Annotated in this window: 13 protein-coding genes and 1 pseudogene; 5 read left to right on the top strand and 9 right to left on the bottom strand. The window is 62.4% G+C overall.

Features of this window, described 5'->3' with window-relative positions; translation table 11 throughout:
* Positions 1 to 207 precede the first annotated feature (207 nt).
* Positions 208 to 1,380 (bottom strand): 4-hydroxybenzoate 3-monooxygenase, encoded by a 1,173-nt coding sequence (gene pobA / locus USDA257_RS04715; protein WP_014761746.1) that lies wholly within the window; start codon positions 1,378 to 1,380, stop codon positions 208 to 210.
* A 162-nt stretch (positions 1,381 to 1,542) separates the two neighbouring features.
* On the opposite strand from pobA, the gene USDA257_RS04710 reads away from it, so the two are divergent.
* A complete protein-coding gene (locus USDA257_RS04710; RefSeq protein WP_014761745.1) occupies positions 1,543 to 2,430 on the top strand; it encodes a helix-turn-helix domain-containing protein in 888 nt (295 codons plus the stop codon).
* Between the two features lie 88 nt (positions 2,431 to 2,518).
* Here USDA257_RS04710 and katG read toward each other — a convergent pair whose 3' ends face one another.
* Positions 2,519 to 4,717, bottom strand: coding sequence for a catalase/peroxidase HPI (gene katG, locus USDA257_RS04705; RefSeq protein ID WP_014761744.1), 2,199 nt, complete (start codon positions 4,715 to 4,717; stop codon positions 2,519 to 2,521).
* Between the two features lie 469 nt (positions 4,718 to 5,186).
* Between katG and USDA257_RS04700 the strand changes: the two genes are divergently transcribed.
* On the top strand, positions 5,187 to 5,462 hold the full coding sequence (locus USDA257_RS04700; protein ID WP_014761743.1) for a hypothetical protein: 276 nt from the start codon (positions 5,187 to 5,189) through the stop codon (positions 5,460 to 5,462).
* A gap of 60 nt (positions 5,463 to 5,522) precedes the next feature.
* On the opposite strand, the gene USDA257_RS04695 is transcribed toward USDA257_RS04700, so the two are convergent.
* Positions 5,523 to 6,998: an FAD-dependent oxidoreductase gene (locus USDA257_RS04695; protein ID WP_014761742.1), complete on the bottom strand. Its 1,476-nt coding sequence runs from the start codon at positions 6,996 to 6,998 to the stop codon at positions 5,523 to 5,525.
* A 322-nt stretch (positions 6,999 to 7,320) separates the two neighbouring features.
* Here USDA257_RS04695 and USDA257_RS04690 point away from each other — a divergent pair, with 322 nt between their 5' ends.
* Both USDA257_RS04690 and USDA257_RS04685 read left to right on the top strand, forming a co-directional pair.
* Positions 7,321 to 8,001, top strand: coding sequence for a redoxin domain-containing protein (locus USDA257_RS04690; RefSeq protein WP_014761741.1), 681 nt, complete (start codon positions 7,321 to 7,323; stop codon positions 7,999 to 8,001).
* Between the two features lie 309 nt (positions 8,002 to 8,310).
* Positions 8,311 to 9,198: a LysR family transcriptional regulator gene (locus USDA257_RS04685; RefSeq protein WP_014761739.1), complete on the top strand. Its 888-nt coding sequence runs from the start codon at positions 8,311 to 8,313 to the stop codon at positions 9,196 to 9,198.
* Between the two features lie 27 nt (positions 9,199 to 9,225).
* On the opposite strand, the gene panD is transcribed toward USDA257_RS04685, so the two are convergent.
* Complete coding sequence (gene panD, locus USDA257_RS04680; protein WP_014761738.1) at positions 9,226 to 9,678, bottom strand: aspartate 1-decarboxylase; 453 nt, start codon at positions 9,676 to 9,678, stop codon at positions 9,226 to 9,228.
* A gap of 149 nt (positions 9,679 to 9,827) precedes the next feature.
* On the opposite strand from panD, the pseudogene USDA257_RS37585 reads away from it, so the two are divergent.
* Positions 9,828 to 9,992: pseudogene (locus USDA257_RS37585) on the top strand (thiol-disulfide oxidoreductase DCC family protein); the annotation flags it as partial.
* Here USDA257_RS37585 and USDA257_RS33495 read toward each other — a convergent pair.
* The 5 genes from USDA257_RS33495 to kdpB form a co-directional block, all read right to left on the bottom strand.
* On the bottom strand, positions 9,988 to 10,317 hold the full coding sequence (locus USDA257_RS33495; RefSeq protein WP_228676916.1) for a PTS sugar transporter subunit IIA: 330 nt from the start codon (positions 10,315 to 10,317) through the stop codon (positions 9,988 to 9,990). The pseudogene USDA257_RS37585 and the gene USDA257_RS33495 sit on opposite strands and share 5 nt — an antisense overlap.
* Positions 10,318 to 10,495: 178 nt before the next feature.
* A complete protein-coding gene (locus USDA257_RS04675) occupies positions 10,496 to 11,194 on the bottom strand; it encodes a response regulator transcription factor (RefSeq protein WP_014761735.1) in 699 nt (232 codons plus the stop codon).
* Positions 11,191 to 13,896, bottom strand: a complete 2,706-nt coding sequence (locus USDA257_RS04670) for a sensor histidine kinase (RefSeq protein ID WP_014761734.1) — start codon at positions 13,894 to 13,896, stop codon at positions 11,191 to 11,193. Before USDA257_RS04670 ends, USDA257_RS04675 begins: the two co-directional genes overlap by 4 nt.
* Positions 13,897 to 13,954: 58 nt before the next feature.
* A complete protein-coding gene (gene kdpC, locus USDA257_RS04665) occupies positions 13,955 to 14,524 on the bottom strand; it encodes a potassium-transporting ATPase subunit KdpC (RefSeq protein WP_014761733.1) in 570 nt (189 codons plus the stop codon).
* 11 nt (positions 14,525 to 14,535) lie between these two features.
* On the bottom strand, positions 14,536 to 16,623 hold the full coding sequence (kdpB, locus tag USDA257_RS04660) for a potassium-transporting ATPase subunit KdpB (protein ID WP_014761732.1): 2,088 nt from the start codon (positions 16,621 to 16,623) through the stop codon (positions 14,536 to 14,538).
* Positions 16,624 to 16,655 lie beyond the last annotated feature (32 nt).

The raw sequence follows: 16,655 nt of genomic DNA, 5'->3' as shown, positions 1-16,655 counted from the left end.
CCCGGCTCACTCCCGGCCGGCGTCCTCCTAAGATCTTGCAAAACTTGATCACCGTCAGTTTGCCATGTGAAGCAATGGTGAATAATGAAAGATAACCCGCCCCACATAACTTGCCAGTTATGAATCATGCCACTTATTCACCACACGGCGAAGGCCTCCCTTGAAAGCTAACGCACCAATGCCCAGAACGCATTGCCATTGGCCGGGTCAAAACGGCAGCCCCACGTAGTTCTCGGCGAGCGCTGTCGCGGCGGCCCGGGAATGGGTGAGATAGTCGAGTTCGGCCTCCTGGATCTTCTGGTCGAAATCGCTGGTGTCGGGAAAGCGGTGCATTATCGTCGTCATCCACCAGGAAAAGCGAACCGCCTTCCAGACACGCGCGAGCGCCCGGGCCGAATAGGCGTCGATGCCGGCATTGGAGTGGTCCTGATAATGCTCGAGCAGGCTCTCGAACAGGTAGTGCACGTCGCTCGCTGCAAGGTTCAGCCCCTTGGCGCCGGTCGGCGGCACGATATGGGCGGCATCGCCCACAAGAAACAGCCGGTGAAATCGCATCGGTTCGGTGACGAAAGATCGAAGCGGTGCTATCGACTTCTCGAAGGATGGCCCGGTCACCACCCGTTCTGCGTGATGGGCCGGCAGGCGGCGTCGCAGTTCGTCCCAGAAGCGCTGGTCGTCCCATTCCTCGAGCCTCTCGTCGAGCGAGCACTGGATATAGTAACGGCTGCGGCTCAGCGACCGCATGGAACAGAGCGCGAAGCCGCGCGGATGGTTGGCATAAACCAATTCGTGTTCGACCGGCGGCACGTCGGCGAGGATGCCGAGCCAGCCGAAGGGATAGACCTTCTCGAAGGCGCGGATCGCCCGCTCCGGCGCGGCCTTGCGGCTAACCCCGTGAAAGCCGTCGCAGCCAGCGATGAAATCGCAGTCGATGCGATGTGTAACGCCGTCCTTTTCATAGGTGACGTAAGGCGCCCGGCCGTCGAAATCATGGGGCGTGACGTTGGCAGCCTCGTAGACCGATAACGCCCCCGCCTCTTCGCGATGGTCCATCAGGTCGCGGGTGAGTTCCGTCTGCCCATAGATCATCACGCGCTTGCCGCCCGTCAGCCCGAAGAGGTCGATGCGATGGTCGCGGCCGTCGAAGGCGAGCGAGAATCCATCATGCGGCAACCCTTCGGCATGCATGCGGGCCCCCGACCGGGCCTCGTCCAACAGCCGCATGGTGCCCTCCTCGAGAACACCGGCGCGCACCCGGCCGAGGATGTGCTCCTTGCTGGCGCGGTCGAGGACAAGATTGTCGATCCCCGCCTGGGTCAGCAATTGTCCGAGCAGGAGACCGGACGGCCCGGAACCGATGATGACGACTTGGGTTCGCATGCACTTCCTAACCTGGAGCATCGCACTGGCGGCCAAGCCGCATTGTCCGCCTGCACCAGAATTGTCATTTGTCAGGAAGTTTGCGCGCTGGAGGCCCTTGTCTCAATGGACATTTCGGCCAAGTAATTGGACTTATCGAACATTGGCACTGGGGGAGGCGGAGTGAAGCGAACGGTCCCGACCTATGAGCTTTACGGCGAGGAATCCGGAGAACGACCGGATTTCTGGCTGCATTGCGAGACGATCCCTTCGCGCAGCCGCCTGCATCATTGGGAAATCGGTCTGCATCGCCACGAGAGCTTCTTTCAGATCCTGTACATCGCCAGGGGTTCGGGCGATGCCCTGTTCGGGGAGACGCCGCAACCGATTTCGCCGCCGGCGGTAATCACCGTCCCGCCCGCCGTCAGCCATGGCTTCCGCTTTTCCCCCGATATCGACGGTTTCGTCTTCACGGTGCTCGCCTCGCACCTGCCGGTCGCGCCCGGCGGCCGCAGCCGGCTCGGCACTTGGCTGGCGACAGCTCGCCTGACGCCGCTCGGCGGCAGCGAGGACGGCCGCTACGTTGCCGAGACGTTGAAGCGCCTGGCCGAGGAATGGGAGGCGCGAGGCAGCCACCGCACTGGGCTGCTCGATGCCTATCTCACGACGGTGCTGGGGCTAACGGCGCGGCTCGCAGAAGCGCCGCGCGCCCACGAGTCAGCCGGGGAGAGCGAGAACGAGCGGCGTATGGAACGTTTCGATGCGCTGCTCAGGCAGCATTATCTGACCCACCGGCCGGCCGCCTTCTATGCACGCGCGCTCGGTTTGTCCCCGACCCATCTCAACCGGGTGGTCCGGGCGATGGCCGGGCAGAGCGTCCACGAGGTGATTGCCGGACGGCTGCTGGAGGCAGCGCGGCGCGAACTCGTCTTCACCCGTGCCAGCATCCAAGAGATCAGCTTCCGCCTCGGCTTTTCCGACGCGGCCTATTTCTCGCGCTTCTTCGTCCGCCACGTCGGCATGACGCCGCGGACCTGGCGGATCGCGGAGCGGCAAAAGCTCGGTGTCTGACAGTGCTTGGGCCGACGATCTGCACGGTCCAACAGCTACTCGGGCACGGCTGGAACGCAGCCGTGCCCGAGTGAATTTTCAGCTCCGATCAGACGAGGTCGAAGCGGTCCGCGTTCATTACCTTCGTCCAGGCCGCCACGAAATCGCGCACGAACTTTTCCTGCGCATCGCTCTGGCCGTAGACCTCGGCAAGCGCTCTCAGTTGGGAATTCGAACCGAAGACGAGGTCGACGCGGGTCGCGGTCCACTTCATTTCGTCCGTATTGCGGTCGCGTCCCTCGAAGACGTACTTCGATTCCGGAGAGACCTTCCAGGCTGTACCCATATCGAGCAGATTGACGAAGAAGTCGTTGGTGAGCGTCTCGGGGCGCGTCGTAAAGACGCCGTGCTGGACCTGTCCGACATTGGCGTTCAGCACGCGCATGCCGCCGACGAGAACCGTCATTTCCGGCGCGGTCAGCGTCAGAAGCTGCGCCCTGTCGATCAGCAACTCCTCGGGCGAAATCAAATAGTCGCCCTTCTGATAGTTGCGGAAGCCCTCGGAGATCGGTTCCAGGACCGCGAAGGAGTCCGCATCGGTCTGTTCCTGCGTGGCGTCGGTGCGGCCCGGCGCAAAGGGAACCTCGATGTCGTGACCAGCGTTCATCGCGGCCTTCTCGATGGCCGCCGCGCCGCCAAGGACGATCAGGTCGGCAAGCGATACCTTCTTGCCGCCAGACTGGGCGTCGTTGAACGCCTTCTGGATGCCTTCGAGCGTTTCGAGCACGGTCGCGAGCTGGGCCGGCTGGTTGACCTCCCAATCCTTCTGCGGTGCGAGGCGGATGCGGGCACCGTTCGCCCCGCCGCGCTTGTCGGAGCCGCGGAAGGTCGACGCCGACGCCCAGGCGGTCGAGACCAGCTGGGAGACCGGCAGTCCGGACGCGAGAATCTTCTCCTTCAGATCGGCGATGTCCTGGGCGTCGATCAGCGGGTGGTCGACGGCCGGGACCGGATCCTGCCAGATCAGTTCCTCTGCCGGGACCTCCGGACCGAGGTAGCGCACCCGCGGGCCCATGTCGCGGTGGGTCAGCTTGAACCAGGCGCGGGCAAATGCATCCGCGAATTGATCCGGGTTTTCGAAGAACCGCCGCGCGATCTTTTCGTAGGCAGGGTCGAAGCGCAGCGCAAGGTCGGTCGTCAGCATGGCCGGCGCGTGGCGCTTCGACGCGTCGTGCGCATCCGGAACAGTACCGGCGCCGGCGCCATGTTTCGGCGTCCACTGATGGGCGCCGGCCGGGCTCTTCGTCAGTTCCCATTCGTAGCCGAACAGGTTCCAGAAGAAGTTGTTGCTCCACTTCGTCGGTGTTGTCGTCCAGGTGACTTCGAGGCCGCTGCCGATCGTGTCACCGCCCTTGCCGGTTCCGAAGCTGCTTGTCCAGCCGAAACCCATCTCTTCAATACCGGCCCCTTCGGGCTCGACGCCGACATGTGCGGCGTCGCCCGCGCCGTGGGTCTTGCCGAAGGTATGGCCGCCGGCAATGAGGGCGACGGTTTCTTCGTCGTTCATCGCCATGCGCGCGAAGGTCTCGCGGATGTCGCGGGCGGCGGCAAGCGGATCCGGGTTGCCGTTCGGCCCCTCAGGGTTCACATAGATCAGCCCCATCTGCACGGCAGCGAGGGGCTTTTCGAGGTCGCGCTCGCCCGTGTAGCGCTTGTCGGCAAGCCACGTATCCTCGGCGCCCCAATAGACGTCTTCCTCGGGCTCCCAGACATCGGCGCGGCCGCCGGCGAAGCCGAAGGTCTTGAAGCCCATCGACTCCAGGGCAACATTGCCGGTGAGGATCATCAGGTCGGCCCAGGAGATCCTGTTGCCGTATTTCTGCTTGATCGGCCAGAGCAGCCGGCGCGCCTTGTCGAGATTGACGTTGTCCGGCCAGCTGTTGAGCGGCGCGAAGCGCTGTTGACCGGCGCCTGCACCGCCACGGCCGTCGCCCGTGCGGTAGGTACCGGCGCTATGCCAGGCCATGCGGATGAAGAGCGGTCCGTAATGGCCGAAATCGGCCGGCCACCAATCCTGCGAATCGGTCATCAGCGCATGGAGATCCTTCTTCAAGGCGTCCAGATCGAGCTTCTTGAATTCTTCGGCATAGTTGAAAGCCTGGCCCATCGGATCGGACAGGGACGAGTTCTGATGAAGGATCCTGACGTTCAACTGGTTCGGCCACCAGTCCCGGTTAGACCTTCCGCCATGGGCCGTGTGGGTGTGCACTACCGGACACTTGCCCGCACTATCGACCTTGGAATCCATTATTCTCTCCATTGGGCTTCTTGAATTTAGCTATCCAGAAGAGTCAGTCATCAAGACGTCACTCGTTCCGAAGGGTGGACGATAGACCTAGCCGCTGCACCGACGCGCGTGATAGCAGTTCCATCTGTCGGCACCATAGCCAAGCGGCTCCATTAGTTTAAGTTGGAATTTCCGATTGTGGCGATAACCCCACCTTATCGTCAAATCTTCGTATGCGCGTCGAGCTGGAACTATCAGCACCCGCTGCCGACCAATGGGCTCCTTAAACTAGGACCTTAGTCCGGGTCGGAGGATCAAAGGTCTTAGACCCGTTGCCGAGTGTTTGCTCGCAATACATACTCAAAGATGAGCACCCGCGGAACCACGGCTATCCCCCGCCGCCGCCGTGCGACAGTCCCGGAGCGGTTGCCAATCGCCCTTCTGCACCGCTCCGGGACGTCCCTGCCTAGCTTTCCTTTTGAGGCACCCGATGAACCCGGAGAAATTGAGAAAGCTTATCGAGGACTGTCGAAGGGACCTATGGGACTATCTGTCTTCCGACAGCGGCGTCAGCGACCGGGAGATGATTATCGCGCTGCTTAATCGCCTGGATGGACCGCAGGCGAAAGACGCGCTGGGGGAGGATGCCGATTGGCGACCGCGGCCGGAGGAACGAAAGACCGGCGAGCGCGCCGGCCCGGCCCACAGCGAAGCCAGACTTAGAATTATTCTCGATCGTCGTGCAAAAGGATCGGCCCGCGCCTGACGTTGTCGGCGAAGGGATACGGCGACGCCGCCCGGCCGATAGGACTGCCGGCAGGCCGCGCTACAGTTCCGCCGGAGCAAGCGGCTTGCGGGCAGGACCATGGATCACCGATCCATCCGACGCGAAGATCGAGCCGTGGCAGGGGCAATCCCAGGTGTGATCGGCATTGTTCCAGGTGACCGTGCAGCCCTTATGCGTGCAGGACGCGGAGACAGCGTTGAGCGACCCATCACTATCCCGGCAAACCGCGATCTTCTCGTCGCCCCTCAGGATGACCCCGCCTTCACCGGGCCGTATGTCGTCCGTGCTGCCGACGATCGACTGGCTGTCGCCATTCTTGTGAAACTCCTTGGGGTAGGGCCGGGTGGGATCATATAGGCCCCGCCAGGGACTGGCGCGGCCCAGGATCGTGTCCGCGATCATCATGCCGGCCGCGGTTCCGTTGCTGATGCCCCAGGCGTTGAATCCGGTGGCGATATGGAAGCCCGGAGCCTTCTCGGGATCGGGTTCGCCGACGAAGGGCACCCGATCAGCAGTGTCGTAGTCCTCGTTGCACCAGCGCCAGGCGACATCGCCGACCGGCAGGTTTTGACGCGCCCATTCCTCCAACTCGATGAAGCGTGCCGCGACGTTCCCATCCTGGCCGGTGTTGAATTTCGAACCCAGCACGACAAGTAGTGGACCCGTGCCATCCGAGCCGGTCCGTATCGAATGCGTCGGATCGTCGATGCCGATGAACATGCCGTCGACGACGAGCGGCTCACCGACGCGGAAGGCCATGGCGGTATGGCATCGCGGCTGCGTGCGGTTCGCCATGCCCACCGGGCTCTTGACCGTCATGTTGGTCGCGACGACCACGTGTTCCGCATGAACCGTCCCGCCAGCGGTAACGACGCGCCATCGGCTCGCCTCGCCTATCAATACCGTTCGGCTGTGTTCGAATAGGCGACCGCCGCGGTCCACCAGGGCATGTGCCAGCCCGACGAGATACTTCGCCGGGTTGAATTGCGCCTGGTCGGCAAAGCGAAGCGCGCCTGTGGTCTCAAAAGGCAGCGGTGCGCGATCGAGCACCTGTGCTTCAAGCCCGACCCGGCGCGCCGCCTCTGCCTCGGCGGCAATCGCTTCGCGTGCCTCCGCGCTTGTTGCATAGGTATAGGCATCCTTTTGTTCCAGATCGCAAGCGATGGCATAGTCCCGAACCCAGTCCTTGATCAGCGCGGCTCCTGCCAAATTCGCCTCGGCATAGCTGCGCGCCCTCGCCACATCCAGGGTGTCGATGAGATGGCGATAGATCAAAGCGTGCTGCGTCGTGATTTTTGCCGTCGACCGGCCCGTCACCTGCCTGCCGATCTCAAGCGCCTCGACAAGGATCACGGATCGTCCGGCCTCGCAAAGGCGAAGCGCTGCGGTAAGCCCGACGATCCCGCCTCCAACGACAACCGTTTCGGCATGGATCGAGCCATCGAGCGCAGCATAGCCCGTCGGGCCGGCGCCGGCCACCCAACAGCTTCCGCGATTTCCCGGCAGATCGACCATTTGGCGGTATCCTCGCTCAGACGGTCTCGATAACCACGCCAGTTCAGGAATGTTCCGCCTGCTGCATGCTTCCTTAAATCGTAGCCGATTTAGGACACATCCACCCCGTTAGTGACCTTGCTCGTCACGATTTACCTTCGAAAGGAGATCAGGGCGCGGACCACGCGGTGTTGTTTATCGCTTGCTCGTCGACCAATGTGGGCCCATTCTGAGATCGGATCCTGGCTTTGCGGCAGACGAGAGATCGGGCCCCTACAGCGACCTCGAAACACCTGCCGTACTGTCTTTTCTCTGCCGATCCCTGGGGCGAGGAGGTTGTCCAATGTCTACGCATCATGTCGATCACCCGTTGCAACCGGGCGATCAAGCTCCAAACGTCGTCTTGGATGCGATATTGCGGGAGGGGAAAATCGCACTTGATGATTTTCGCGGCCGCAGCCCGTTGCTGGTCGGTCTGTTTCGAGGCCTGCATTGTCCGTTCTGCCGCCGCCATGTCGCGGCGATGGCGCAGCTCAATCCGGCGCTGCGCGCGAAAGGCGTGCAAACCCTGGCGGTGGTAAACACCCCGGTCGAACGGGCACGTCTCTACTTCCGTTACCATCCGATAGCCGGTCTTCTTGCTGCATCCGATCCGGCACGCGCCTCGCACCGCGCCTTCGGCCTACCCATCGTCGAGTTCACCGAGGATGAAACCGACTGGCCATCCAAGGTCGGAATGGACGCGGTCATGGCAATGAGGGTCGAGGGGCCGGGAGAACTGCCCGAACCGATGAACCCGGTAGCAGCCGGCGACCTTCTCAACAAGAAGGATGGCTATGAAATCACAGAAGCCGATCAGCAGGTAAGCATCGCCGGCCATATCCAGCTAGTCGGCCACTTCCTGCTCGATCGAGAGGGGGTAGTGCGCTGGAGCTACACGGAAGTTGAAGACGACGGCCGGAACGTATGCCGAGCGCTGAACCCCGATGAATTGATGTCGGCCGCTTCGCACGTCACACATTGACCCCGGCTTTCGCTGCTGCTTGCCCGCTTCGGAAGTCGCGCGCGCTCGTGATCGCTCTTTGAGAAGTTCGAGCGGGATGCGGGCGGAAAACCGTGCACAATTTCCGCATCCCGCTCTATCAGAAGAATTCCTGAATGCCGGTCTGGGCTCGGCCGAGGATCAGCGCATGGATGCCGTGCATGTCCTCGTAGGTGTTCACCGTTTCGATGAAGAACGACATCGAATTGGCTTTCCATGTAGATAACGATTGTCCTGCTGAAGAAAGAACCGTACCTTGCCGAAGAATCATTCATCGAATACATAAACTAGATGCGCCCGCGCCGCTTTCTCCCCTCCATCAGCCTCCTGTCGGCCTTCGAGGCTGTGTTGCGAACCGGCTCGATTTCGGCGGCGGCACGCGAGGTCAGTCTGACGCAAAGCACCGTCAGCCGCCTCATCCAGAGCCTGGAGGAGCAGTTGGGAAGGCCGCTGTTCGAGCGCCACAGGCAGCGGCTCATCCCGACCGAAGCCGCCCAGGCCTATGGACGGGACGTCACCCGGGCGCTCGATCTCATTCAGCGCGGCAGCATGGAGTTTTCAGCCAATCCGGGCGGCGGCGCCCTGTCGCTCGCCATCCTGCCAGCCTTCGGCACGCGGTGGCTGGCGCCGCGGCTCGGCAAATTTCTCACCAAGCATCCCGGTGTGACGATCAACCTCGCGACACGGCTCAAGCGATTCAATTTTTCCGCCGAGGGTTTCGACGCAGCCATTCATTTCGGCACGGACGATTGGCGCGATGCAGGGCACATGAAATTGTTTGAGGAAAGATTGACCGCCTGCATTTCTCCGGCACTCCTGGCCGAACACCCGGTTCGCACCGTTCATGACGTGGCGGGCCTGCCGCTCTTGCAGCTGGAGACACGATCGAATGCCTGGGGAATCTGGTTCGCCGCGCAAGGCGCCGAGGCGCCGAGCGTAACGGGAATGCTGCTCGATCAGTTCGCGACGATGACGCAGGCCGCTATTTCAGGGCTCGGAATAGCCTTGCTTCCCGACTATCTCGCTGACATCGAGATAGAGGAGAAGCGCCTTGTGCCGCTCCTGAAGCGGTCGGTTCCGGGTTCCGGCACCTATTGGCTGGTGTGGCCGCGGTCGCGGGCCAACTATCCGCCGCTGGAAGCATTCCGCAGCTGGCTTGCCGTGGAGGTCTCATCCTGAGGCAGGCCCGCACATGCCCCGCAGCGACTATGCGCCGGCGACAGGAAGCGGAATCGGCTGCCTCCGATCATCTTCATCGAGTATGCTGAACGTGTATCGGCCCTGCTGATCGAATTCGACCGAGTAGGTCAAGCGATCGCGAATGCGGTTGTTCTCATCGAACGTCAGCACCTTCGGCTTCAAGTCCGTAATACGGCTCTCGTCGAGATAGACCGAGTTGCAGATGATGACCTGATCGCCGGGCTGGCAGGTCCGCGCCGCCGCGCCGTTCAAAATGCAACAGCGCGAGCCGCGCTCGCCGAGAATGACGTAGGTCGAAAGGCGCGCGCCGGAATTCTTGTTCCAGATCTCGACGAATTCCATCGGCAGGATTCCCGCCGCCTCGCAGTGATCCGGGTCCAGGGTGATCGAGCCATGATAGTTGAGGTTGGCCTCGGTCACGTAAATTCCGTGAAGCTTGCCAGCGACAAGTTTTCTCATCTTCCTCCCCGCGCTTCCGTCCGGTCGTCATAGAGCAACAGTTGCCGAAGTGAAAGCGACGTCGTGGACAACACTCGAAGGTCAATGCGTGGCAAGCAGCCCCAGCTATGATACAGGCTGGAAGATCGATAACCGCAGAATGGCGAGCGATGGACCGCTACAGCTACAAGAACGACCCGGCGCTCCCGCCCTTTCCGGATGAGCGACCCATCTTTGTTTTCGACGCCGAGTGCGTCTTCTGTTCCGGCGGGGTCAAGTTTGCCCTGAAGCACGAGAAAGATGTTCCAAGCTCCGAAAATAGACACCGCTTCATTCTGTAGCGGCAGCGTGCCCCTCGTCCAGGAGCGCGAGATAGACTTCCTCCGGCTCCGATGCCGCTCGTATTGATCTCAGCGTCTTGGGCGAACGCAGCTTTCTCGCGATCGCGGCCAGAACATTCAAGTGCGAGGCGTTGCCTTCGGTGGGTGTCAGCAGGAAGGAGACGATGTCGACCGGGATGTGATCGATGGATTCGAAATCGATCGGTTTCTTGAGGCGAACGAAGAGGATGAACGGAGCCGCGATCCCGCGAATGGGTGCATGCGGGATCGCAATTCCTTCGCCGATTCCCGTCGAACCAAGACTTTCCCGGTTGCTCAGCGCGCGGGAATATCTCGCTCTCGTCGATACCGAGCGCGCCGCTCGCGCTTTCCGAAAAGCGATGCAGGAGCTGTACTTTCGACGCGGCGGCGAGATCGATGACGATGCGCTCCGGCGTGAGAATTTCAGATATGTTCATGATGCACTCGCGTCCCGAACGATGGTGACAAGCGGCAACTCAATTCTGTTCCGCTTCGCGAAGACGATAGCCGACGCCGGTTTCCGTGGTGATGTATTGGGGCTGGTCCGGGATGCGCTCGATCTTCTGGCGAAGCTGGCGCACATAAACTCTCAGATACTGAACGTCGGTCGATCCGCCCCAGATCTGGTTCAAGAGGTGCTGGTGCGTGATGACCTTGCCCGCATACTGCACGAGGATGCGCAGGATGTCGTATTCCTTGGGCGACAGCTTGACTTCCTTGTCCGCCACCTTGACGATCCGCTTCACCAGGTCGACGGAAAGCTCGCCGGTCTTGAAAATGGCCCGTTCGCCCTGCTGCTGCAGCCGGTGCCGGAGGGCGACGCGGATGCGCGCTGCAAGCTCCTTCATTCCGAAAGGCTTGGTGACATAGTCGTCGGCACCAATTTCCAGCGCCTTGACGATGCCGGTTTCGTCTGTCCGGCTGGAAAGCACGACGATTGGCAGTTCCACTGCGTCGCTCCGCCATTTCGCCAGGAGATCGTGGCCGGCCATGTCCGGCAAGCCGAGGTCGAGAAGGATCAGATCCGGCTGCTCTTTAGCGACCAGACTTATCGCATCCTTGGCATTGACCGCTTCGATCACCGCATAGCCCTCGCTCGTCAACCCAACCCTAAGCAGCTTTCGGATCGCGGGCTCGTCATCCACGACGAGTATTTTCACGTTTAAGACCGTCATGTCAGATCTTCCACCTTTGGCGTGTCGGTCGGGATCGGCATCGTGATGGTAAAGACCGCTCCCGAGCCATCCGTTCTCTTGCCCGCCGAAATCGCTCCGCCCAGAGCCTCGACGAAGCCCCTGCAGATCGAAAGCCCGAGACCGGTGCCGGCGCGCACATGATCGCCCTTGCGGACGCGATAGAAACTGTCGAACACACGCTCGAGATCACCGCTCGGAATACCGGGACCTTCGTCCATGACCTGAAGGGTAACGGCGCTTCCATCGACCCACGCGCGAATCCTGATGATCGAGCCTGGCGGGGCATACTTGGCCGCATTGTCCAGGAGGTTGAACAGCACCTGCTCGAAGAGGACGGAGTCGAGCCTCAGCATCGGCAGGTCGGCGGGGATGTCGATCGCCGTCTTGTGTCGCGCCAGCATCTTGCCGGCCCGGCGAAGCGCCGTGCCGACGACATCTCCGACATACTGGAAGGAGGCGTTCGGCTCGGTCGCGCCGGACTCGATCCTCGTCATGTCGAGCAGATTGGCGATGAAGCGGTTGAGCCGCTCCGACTCGTCGACGACCGTCGAAAGCAGGTCCGTGCGGTCGTCCTCCGGCATCGCGCCGAAGTAGTCGCGCAACGTACCGGCCGCTCCCATGATGGCCGCCAGCGGCGTCTTGAGGTCGTGGGAGATCGACGTGAGAAGAGCGGAACGAAGCCTGTCCGCTTCGGCGGCCAGACGCGCCCGGTCCACGTCGGCGACCAACTGCACCCGCTCGATCGCCAGCGCAGCCTGGTCTGCCAGGGCATCGAACAGCCGCTGCTGTTCCGGAGTCAGAAGTGGTCCCTGCCTGTCATTGTCGAGACCGACGACGCCGATGGCCGTGCGACCGGTCCTCAGCGGCAGGTAAAGGCGCTTGGCTCCCGGCAGCGTGTCGGCGCCGCGACCCGCCGGCCGATCATTTTCCCATGCCCAACGCGCCGCGGCGATGTCTGCGTCGACGAGCGTATCGTCGGGCGGGTAGCCTGCCTTGACCGCAATCGAGTCGTCCTCGGGCAGAAGGATCACCACGCGAACCTTGAGCATCGACGCCATCTGATGCGCTGTCGCCCACAACACGTCGTCGAGTGTTCCGGTGCTGGCGAGCTTCTTCGAGAAGAGATAAAGGTCCTCGGTCGTCCTGGCACGCTGCCGGGCCGCAGCCGCCTGCCGTTGAACACGCGCCGTCAGGTTGCTCGCCGTAACCGCGACGACCAGGAAGAAGACCAGCGCCAGCACGCTCTCCGGGTCGCGGATCGTCAGCGTGTATCGCGGCTCCAGAAAGAAGAAGTTGAAGGCCAGCGCGCTGACAACGCAGGCATAGAGCGCGGGGCCGAGGCCCGCCGTCACGGCCGAGGTGAGAACGGCAATCAGGAACACGAGTGCCAGATTGCGGACGTCCAGAACCTGGTCGAGCAGCGCGCCGAACGCAAGCGCGATCGAGATGTAGAGCGTGCTGAACAGATAGGGCTGAAGCTTGACCTGTTGCGGCGGCGGCGCGGTCTTCACGCCCCTTGAGCGCGGCGGGGCGCGCTCCACGCCGGAGACCACGTGCACGCTGATCTCGCCGGCGTGCCGGATCAGGTCATGCGATACCGATCCTTCGATTAGCTCCCGCCAGCGCGGCTTGTTCGGTTTTCCCGTTACTACATGCGTGAAATTGTGGGCCGCAGCATGCCGGAGAATGTCGCGCGCCACGCTCTGTCCCGGAATGGTCATGGCTTCGCCACCCAATTGCTCGGCAAGCCGCAGATACGAAGCCAGCCGGTCCTTATCGGCGTCGGGCATGTTGATGGATCGGGAGGTTTCGACGTGAATTGCGGCCCAGGGTGCCCGCAACCGGTCCGCCTGCCGCTTTGCGTAGCGGACTAGGGCGGCGCCGCGCGGATCATGGTCGATGCAGACAAGCACGCGGTCTCCCGCCGCCCAGGGACCGGGAATCGCATGCGCCTGCATGTGGCTCAGAAGCTGGTCGTCGACGCGCTCGGCGGTGCGTCGCAGCGCCAGTTCGCGCAAAGCTGTCAGATTGCCGGGAGAAAAGTAATTGGCTATCGCCCGCTTTGCCGTCGTCGGCAGATAGACCTTTCCCTCATGCAAGCGCTTGATGAGATCATCGGGGGTTAGATCGACGATCTCGACGTCGTCGGCGCGGTCGATGATCGAGTCGGGCACCGTCTCACGCACCCGGATCCGGGTAATCTGCGCGACGATGTCGTTGAGGCTTTCGATATGCTGGACATTCAGCGTCGAATAGACATCGATGCCCTGGGCGAGGATTTCCTCCACATCCAGGTAGCGCTTCGAGTGGCGGCTCCCGTCTGCATTGGTGTGCGCCAGCTCATCGACGAGGACCAGTTGCGGACGTCGCGCGAGGATGGCATCGAGGTCCATTTCATCGAGGATGCGGCCCTTGTACTCGACCTTGCGGCGGGGAATGAACTCGAAGCCGCCTACAAGTGACTGGGTCTCCTGGCGGCCATGGGTCTCGACGATGCCGATGACGACGTCGATGCCGTCGGACTTCCGCGCCCGGCCTGAGACCAGCATCTCGTAGGTCTTCCCCACGCCCGGAGCAGCACCCAGAAAGATCTTCAGGCGCCCGCGGGCCTCGCGTTCGGCATTCTCGAGGAGAGCGTCGGGCGATGGCCTTTTATCGACGTCGCGTCTTTCGTCGGGCATGGATTGGCATTCCCCTCGCGGTCAGAAGCTGGGACCGTGTCGGCCTCAGCCCATTCCGTTATTGAGCAGCAGAGCTGTCAAGCGCAAGGTTCAATGCCAGGACATTGACCGTTGGCTCGCCCATGAAGCCAAGTTCCCGGTCTTCGATATGGCCGTCGACCAGCGCCTTGACCGCGGTTTCGTCGAGACCGCGCGCCTTGGCGACGCGGGGCACCTGGAAATAGGCCGCCTCGGGCGAGATATGCGGATCGAGGCCGCTGCCCGACGTCGTCACCAGGTCCATCGGTACCGGCTCAGCGGGGTTCGTCGCCTTCAGCGCCTCGGCGTCGGCCTTGATGCGGTCGATCAACTTCGCGTTGGTCGGACCGAGGTTGGAGCCGCTGGAACCGGCCGCGTTGTAGCCGTCGCCGGCGGCGGAGGGCCGACCTTGGAAATACCGGTCGTTGGTGAAGGCCTGACCGATCAGTTCAGAGCCGACGACTTTCCCGTCCTTCTCGATCAGGCTTCCGTTCGCCTGATGCGGGAACAGGGCCTGGGCGATGCCGGTCATTCCGAGCGGATAGACCAGTCCAGTCAGTATGGTGAGTGCAATGATCATGACGATCGCGGGTTTTACTTGCTTCCACATGGGATCGATCCTTATGCGAGGCCGAGCGTCGTGATGACGACGTCAATCACTTTGATGCCGATGAAGGGAACGATGATGCCGCCGAGGCCGTAGATCAGCAGGTTGCGCGAGAGCAGCGCGCCTGCGCCGATCGGCCGATATTTCACGCCCTTCAGCGAAAGCGGTATCAACGCGACGATGATGAGCGCGTTGAAGATGATCGCCGAGAGAATTGCGCTCTCGGGCGTCTTCAGGCCCATGACGTTGAGCGCGCCGAGCTGCGGATAGAAAGCCAGGAACATCGCCGGGATGATGGCGAAGTACTTGGCGACGTCGTTGGCAATCGAGAAGGTCGTCAAGGCGCCGCGCGTCATCAGCAATTGCTTGCCGATTTCGACGATCTCGATGAGCTTCGTCGGGTCGGAATCGAGGTCGACCATGTTGCCGGCTTCACGCGCCGCCACCGTGCCGGTGTTCATGGCGACGCCGACATCCGCCTGGGCGAGCGCGGGCGCGTCGTTCGTGCCGTCGCCGCACATCGCCACGAGCTTGCCTTTCGCCTGTTCCTCGCGGATGAGGCTGAGCTTGTTCTCGGGTGTGGCCTGAGCCAGGAAATCGTCGACGCCCGCTTCCGCCGCGATCGCCGCAGCCGTCATCGGATTGTCGCCAGTGATCATCACGGTGCGAATGCCCATGCGGCGCAATTCGGCGAAGCGCTCCTTGATGCCGCCTTTGACGATGTCCTTGAGATGGACGGTACCGAGTAGTCGGCCGTCCTTGACCACGGCAAGGGGCGTACCGCCCGCCTTGGCGATCTCGTCGGCGATCGCCTGGAGCTCGCGGGCTGCCTGCGGTTCACGCACGGCCACCCGCGCAGTACCATCGATGCTCGCGACAGTGGTACGATCGACATAATGAAGAACTGCGTCGACCGCCCCCTTGCGGATGCTGGAGCCGTCGAAATCGACGCCACTCATTCGGCTTTGCGCCGTGAACGGCACGAAGTGGGCATGCAGGCTTCCCATGTCGCGGGCGCGGATGCCGTATTTCTCCTTGGCGAGCACGACGATGGAGCGGCCCTCCGGAGTCTCGTCGGGGAGCGACGCAAGCTGTGCGGCATCCGCCAATTCCTGCTCGGTGACGCCTCGAACCGGCTTGAACTCCGTGGCCTGGCGATTGCCGAGCGTAATGGTGCCGGTCTTGTCGAGCAGCAGCGTATCGACGTCGCCTGCCGCCTCGACGGCACGGCCGGACATGGCAAGTACGTTGAAGCGCACCAGCCGGTCCATGCCGGCAATGCCGATCGCCGACAGAAGCGCGCCGATCGTCGTGGGTATCAGCGTGACGAAGAGCGCCACGAGAATGAGCACGGGAATGTAGCCGCCGGCATAGGTGGCGAAGCTCGGGATCGTCGCCGTCGCCAGAACGAAGATCAGCGTCATGCCGGCAAGCAGGATGTTGAGCGCGATCTCGTTGGGCGTCTTTTGCCGCTCGGCGCCTTCGACGAGCGCGATCATGCGGTCGATGAAGGTCGAGCCGGACGCCGCGGTGATCCGGACTCGGATCCAGTCGGAAAGCACCTGCGTGCCGCCGGTGACGGCGGACCGGTCACCGCCCGATTCGCGGATCACCGGCGCGGATTCGCCGGTTATGGCCGCCTCGTTGACCGAGGCGACGCCTTCGACGACTTCGCCGTCCGACGGGATAATGTCCCCGGCCTCGACAAGCACGACATCGCCGACTTTCAGGCTCGTGCCGGGCACGATCTTGAAGTTCCTGATATCATCGCCCTTCAGCAGCTTCGCCTGGGTTTCCGTGCGCGTCCGCCGCAGCGATTCCGCTTGCGCCTTGCCGCGTCCCTCGGCCACCGCTTCGGCAAAATTGGCGAAAAGCACGGTGAACCAAAGCCAGACGACGATCTGGAACGAGAAGCCGATGTTCCCGCCGCCCGTGATCAGGTCACGGAGAAGCAGGACGGTGGTCAAAGCGGAGACGACGGCGACGACGAACATTACCGGGTTCCGGGCGAGCGCCTCCGGATTGAGCTTCCGGAAGGCATCGCCGATGGCGGGTATGAGGATGCGAGCGTCCATGATGCTCGTGGATTTGGACTGGCTCATTGGAGACTCCAGTTGGATGTTTCGAACGCACC

It is taken from the genome of Sinorhizobium fredii USDA 257 (assembly GCF_000265205.3).
GTDB lineage: Bacteria > Pseudomonadota > Alphaproteobacteria > Rhizobiales > Rhizobiaceae > Sinorhizobium > Sinorhizobium fredii_B.
Note: the sequence above shows the minus strand (reverse complement) of the source record. Positions and strands in the feature narration are given on the sequence as shown.

Excerpts from the sequence above, each read along its gene's own strand:
- kdpB (WP_014761732.1), bottom strand. The coding sequence starts at position 16,623 with ATGAGCCAGTCCAAATCCACGAGCATCATGGACGCTCGCATCCTCATA.
- USDA257_RS04695 (WP_014761742.1), bottom strand. The coding sequence starts at position 6,998 with ATGGTCGATCTGCCGGGAAATCGCGGAAGCTGTTGGGTGGCCGGCGCC.
- USDA257_RS04675 (WP_014761735.1), bottom strand. The coding sequence starts at position 11,194 with ATGACGGTCTTAAACGTGAAAATACTCGTCGTGGATGACGAGCCCGCG.
- panD (WP_014761738.1), bottom strand. The coding sequence starts at position 9,678 with ATGAGAAAACTTGTCGCTGGCAAGCTTCACGGAATTTACGTGACCGAG.
- USDA257_RS04670 (WP_014761734.1), bottom strand. The coding sequence starts at position 13,896 with ATGCCCGACGAAAGACGCGACGTCGATAAAAGGCCATCGCCCGACGCT.
- kdpC (WP_014761733.1), bottom strand. The coding sequence starts at position 14,524 with ATGTGGAAGCAAGTAAAACCCGCGATCGTCATGATCATTGCACTCACC.
- USDA257_RS04700 (WP_014761743.1), top strand. The coding sequence starts at position 5,187 with ATGAACCCGGAGAAATTGAGAAAGCTTATCGAGGACTGTCGAAGGGAC.
- USDA257_RS04690 (WP_014761741.1), top strand. The coding sequence starts at position 7,321 with ATGTCTACGCATCATGTCGATCACCCGTTGCAACCGGGCGATCAAGCT.
- USDA257_RS04685 (WP_014761739.1), top strand. The coding sequence starts at position 8,311 with ATGCGCCCGCGCCGCTTTCTCCCCTCCATCAGCCTCCTGTCGGCCTTC.
- pobA (WP_014761746.1), bottom strand. The coding sequence starts at position 1,380 with ATGCGAACCCAAGTCGTCATCATCGGTTCCGGGCCGTCCGGTCTCCTG.
- katG (WP_014761744.1), bottom strand. The coding sequence starts at position 4,717 with ATGGATTCCAAGGTCGATAGTGCGGGCAAGTGTCCGGTAGTGCACACC.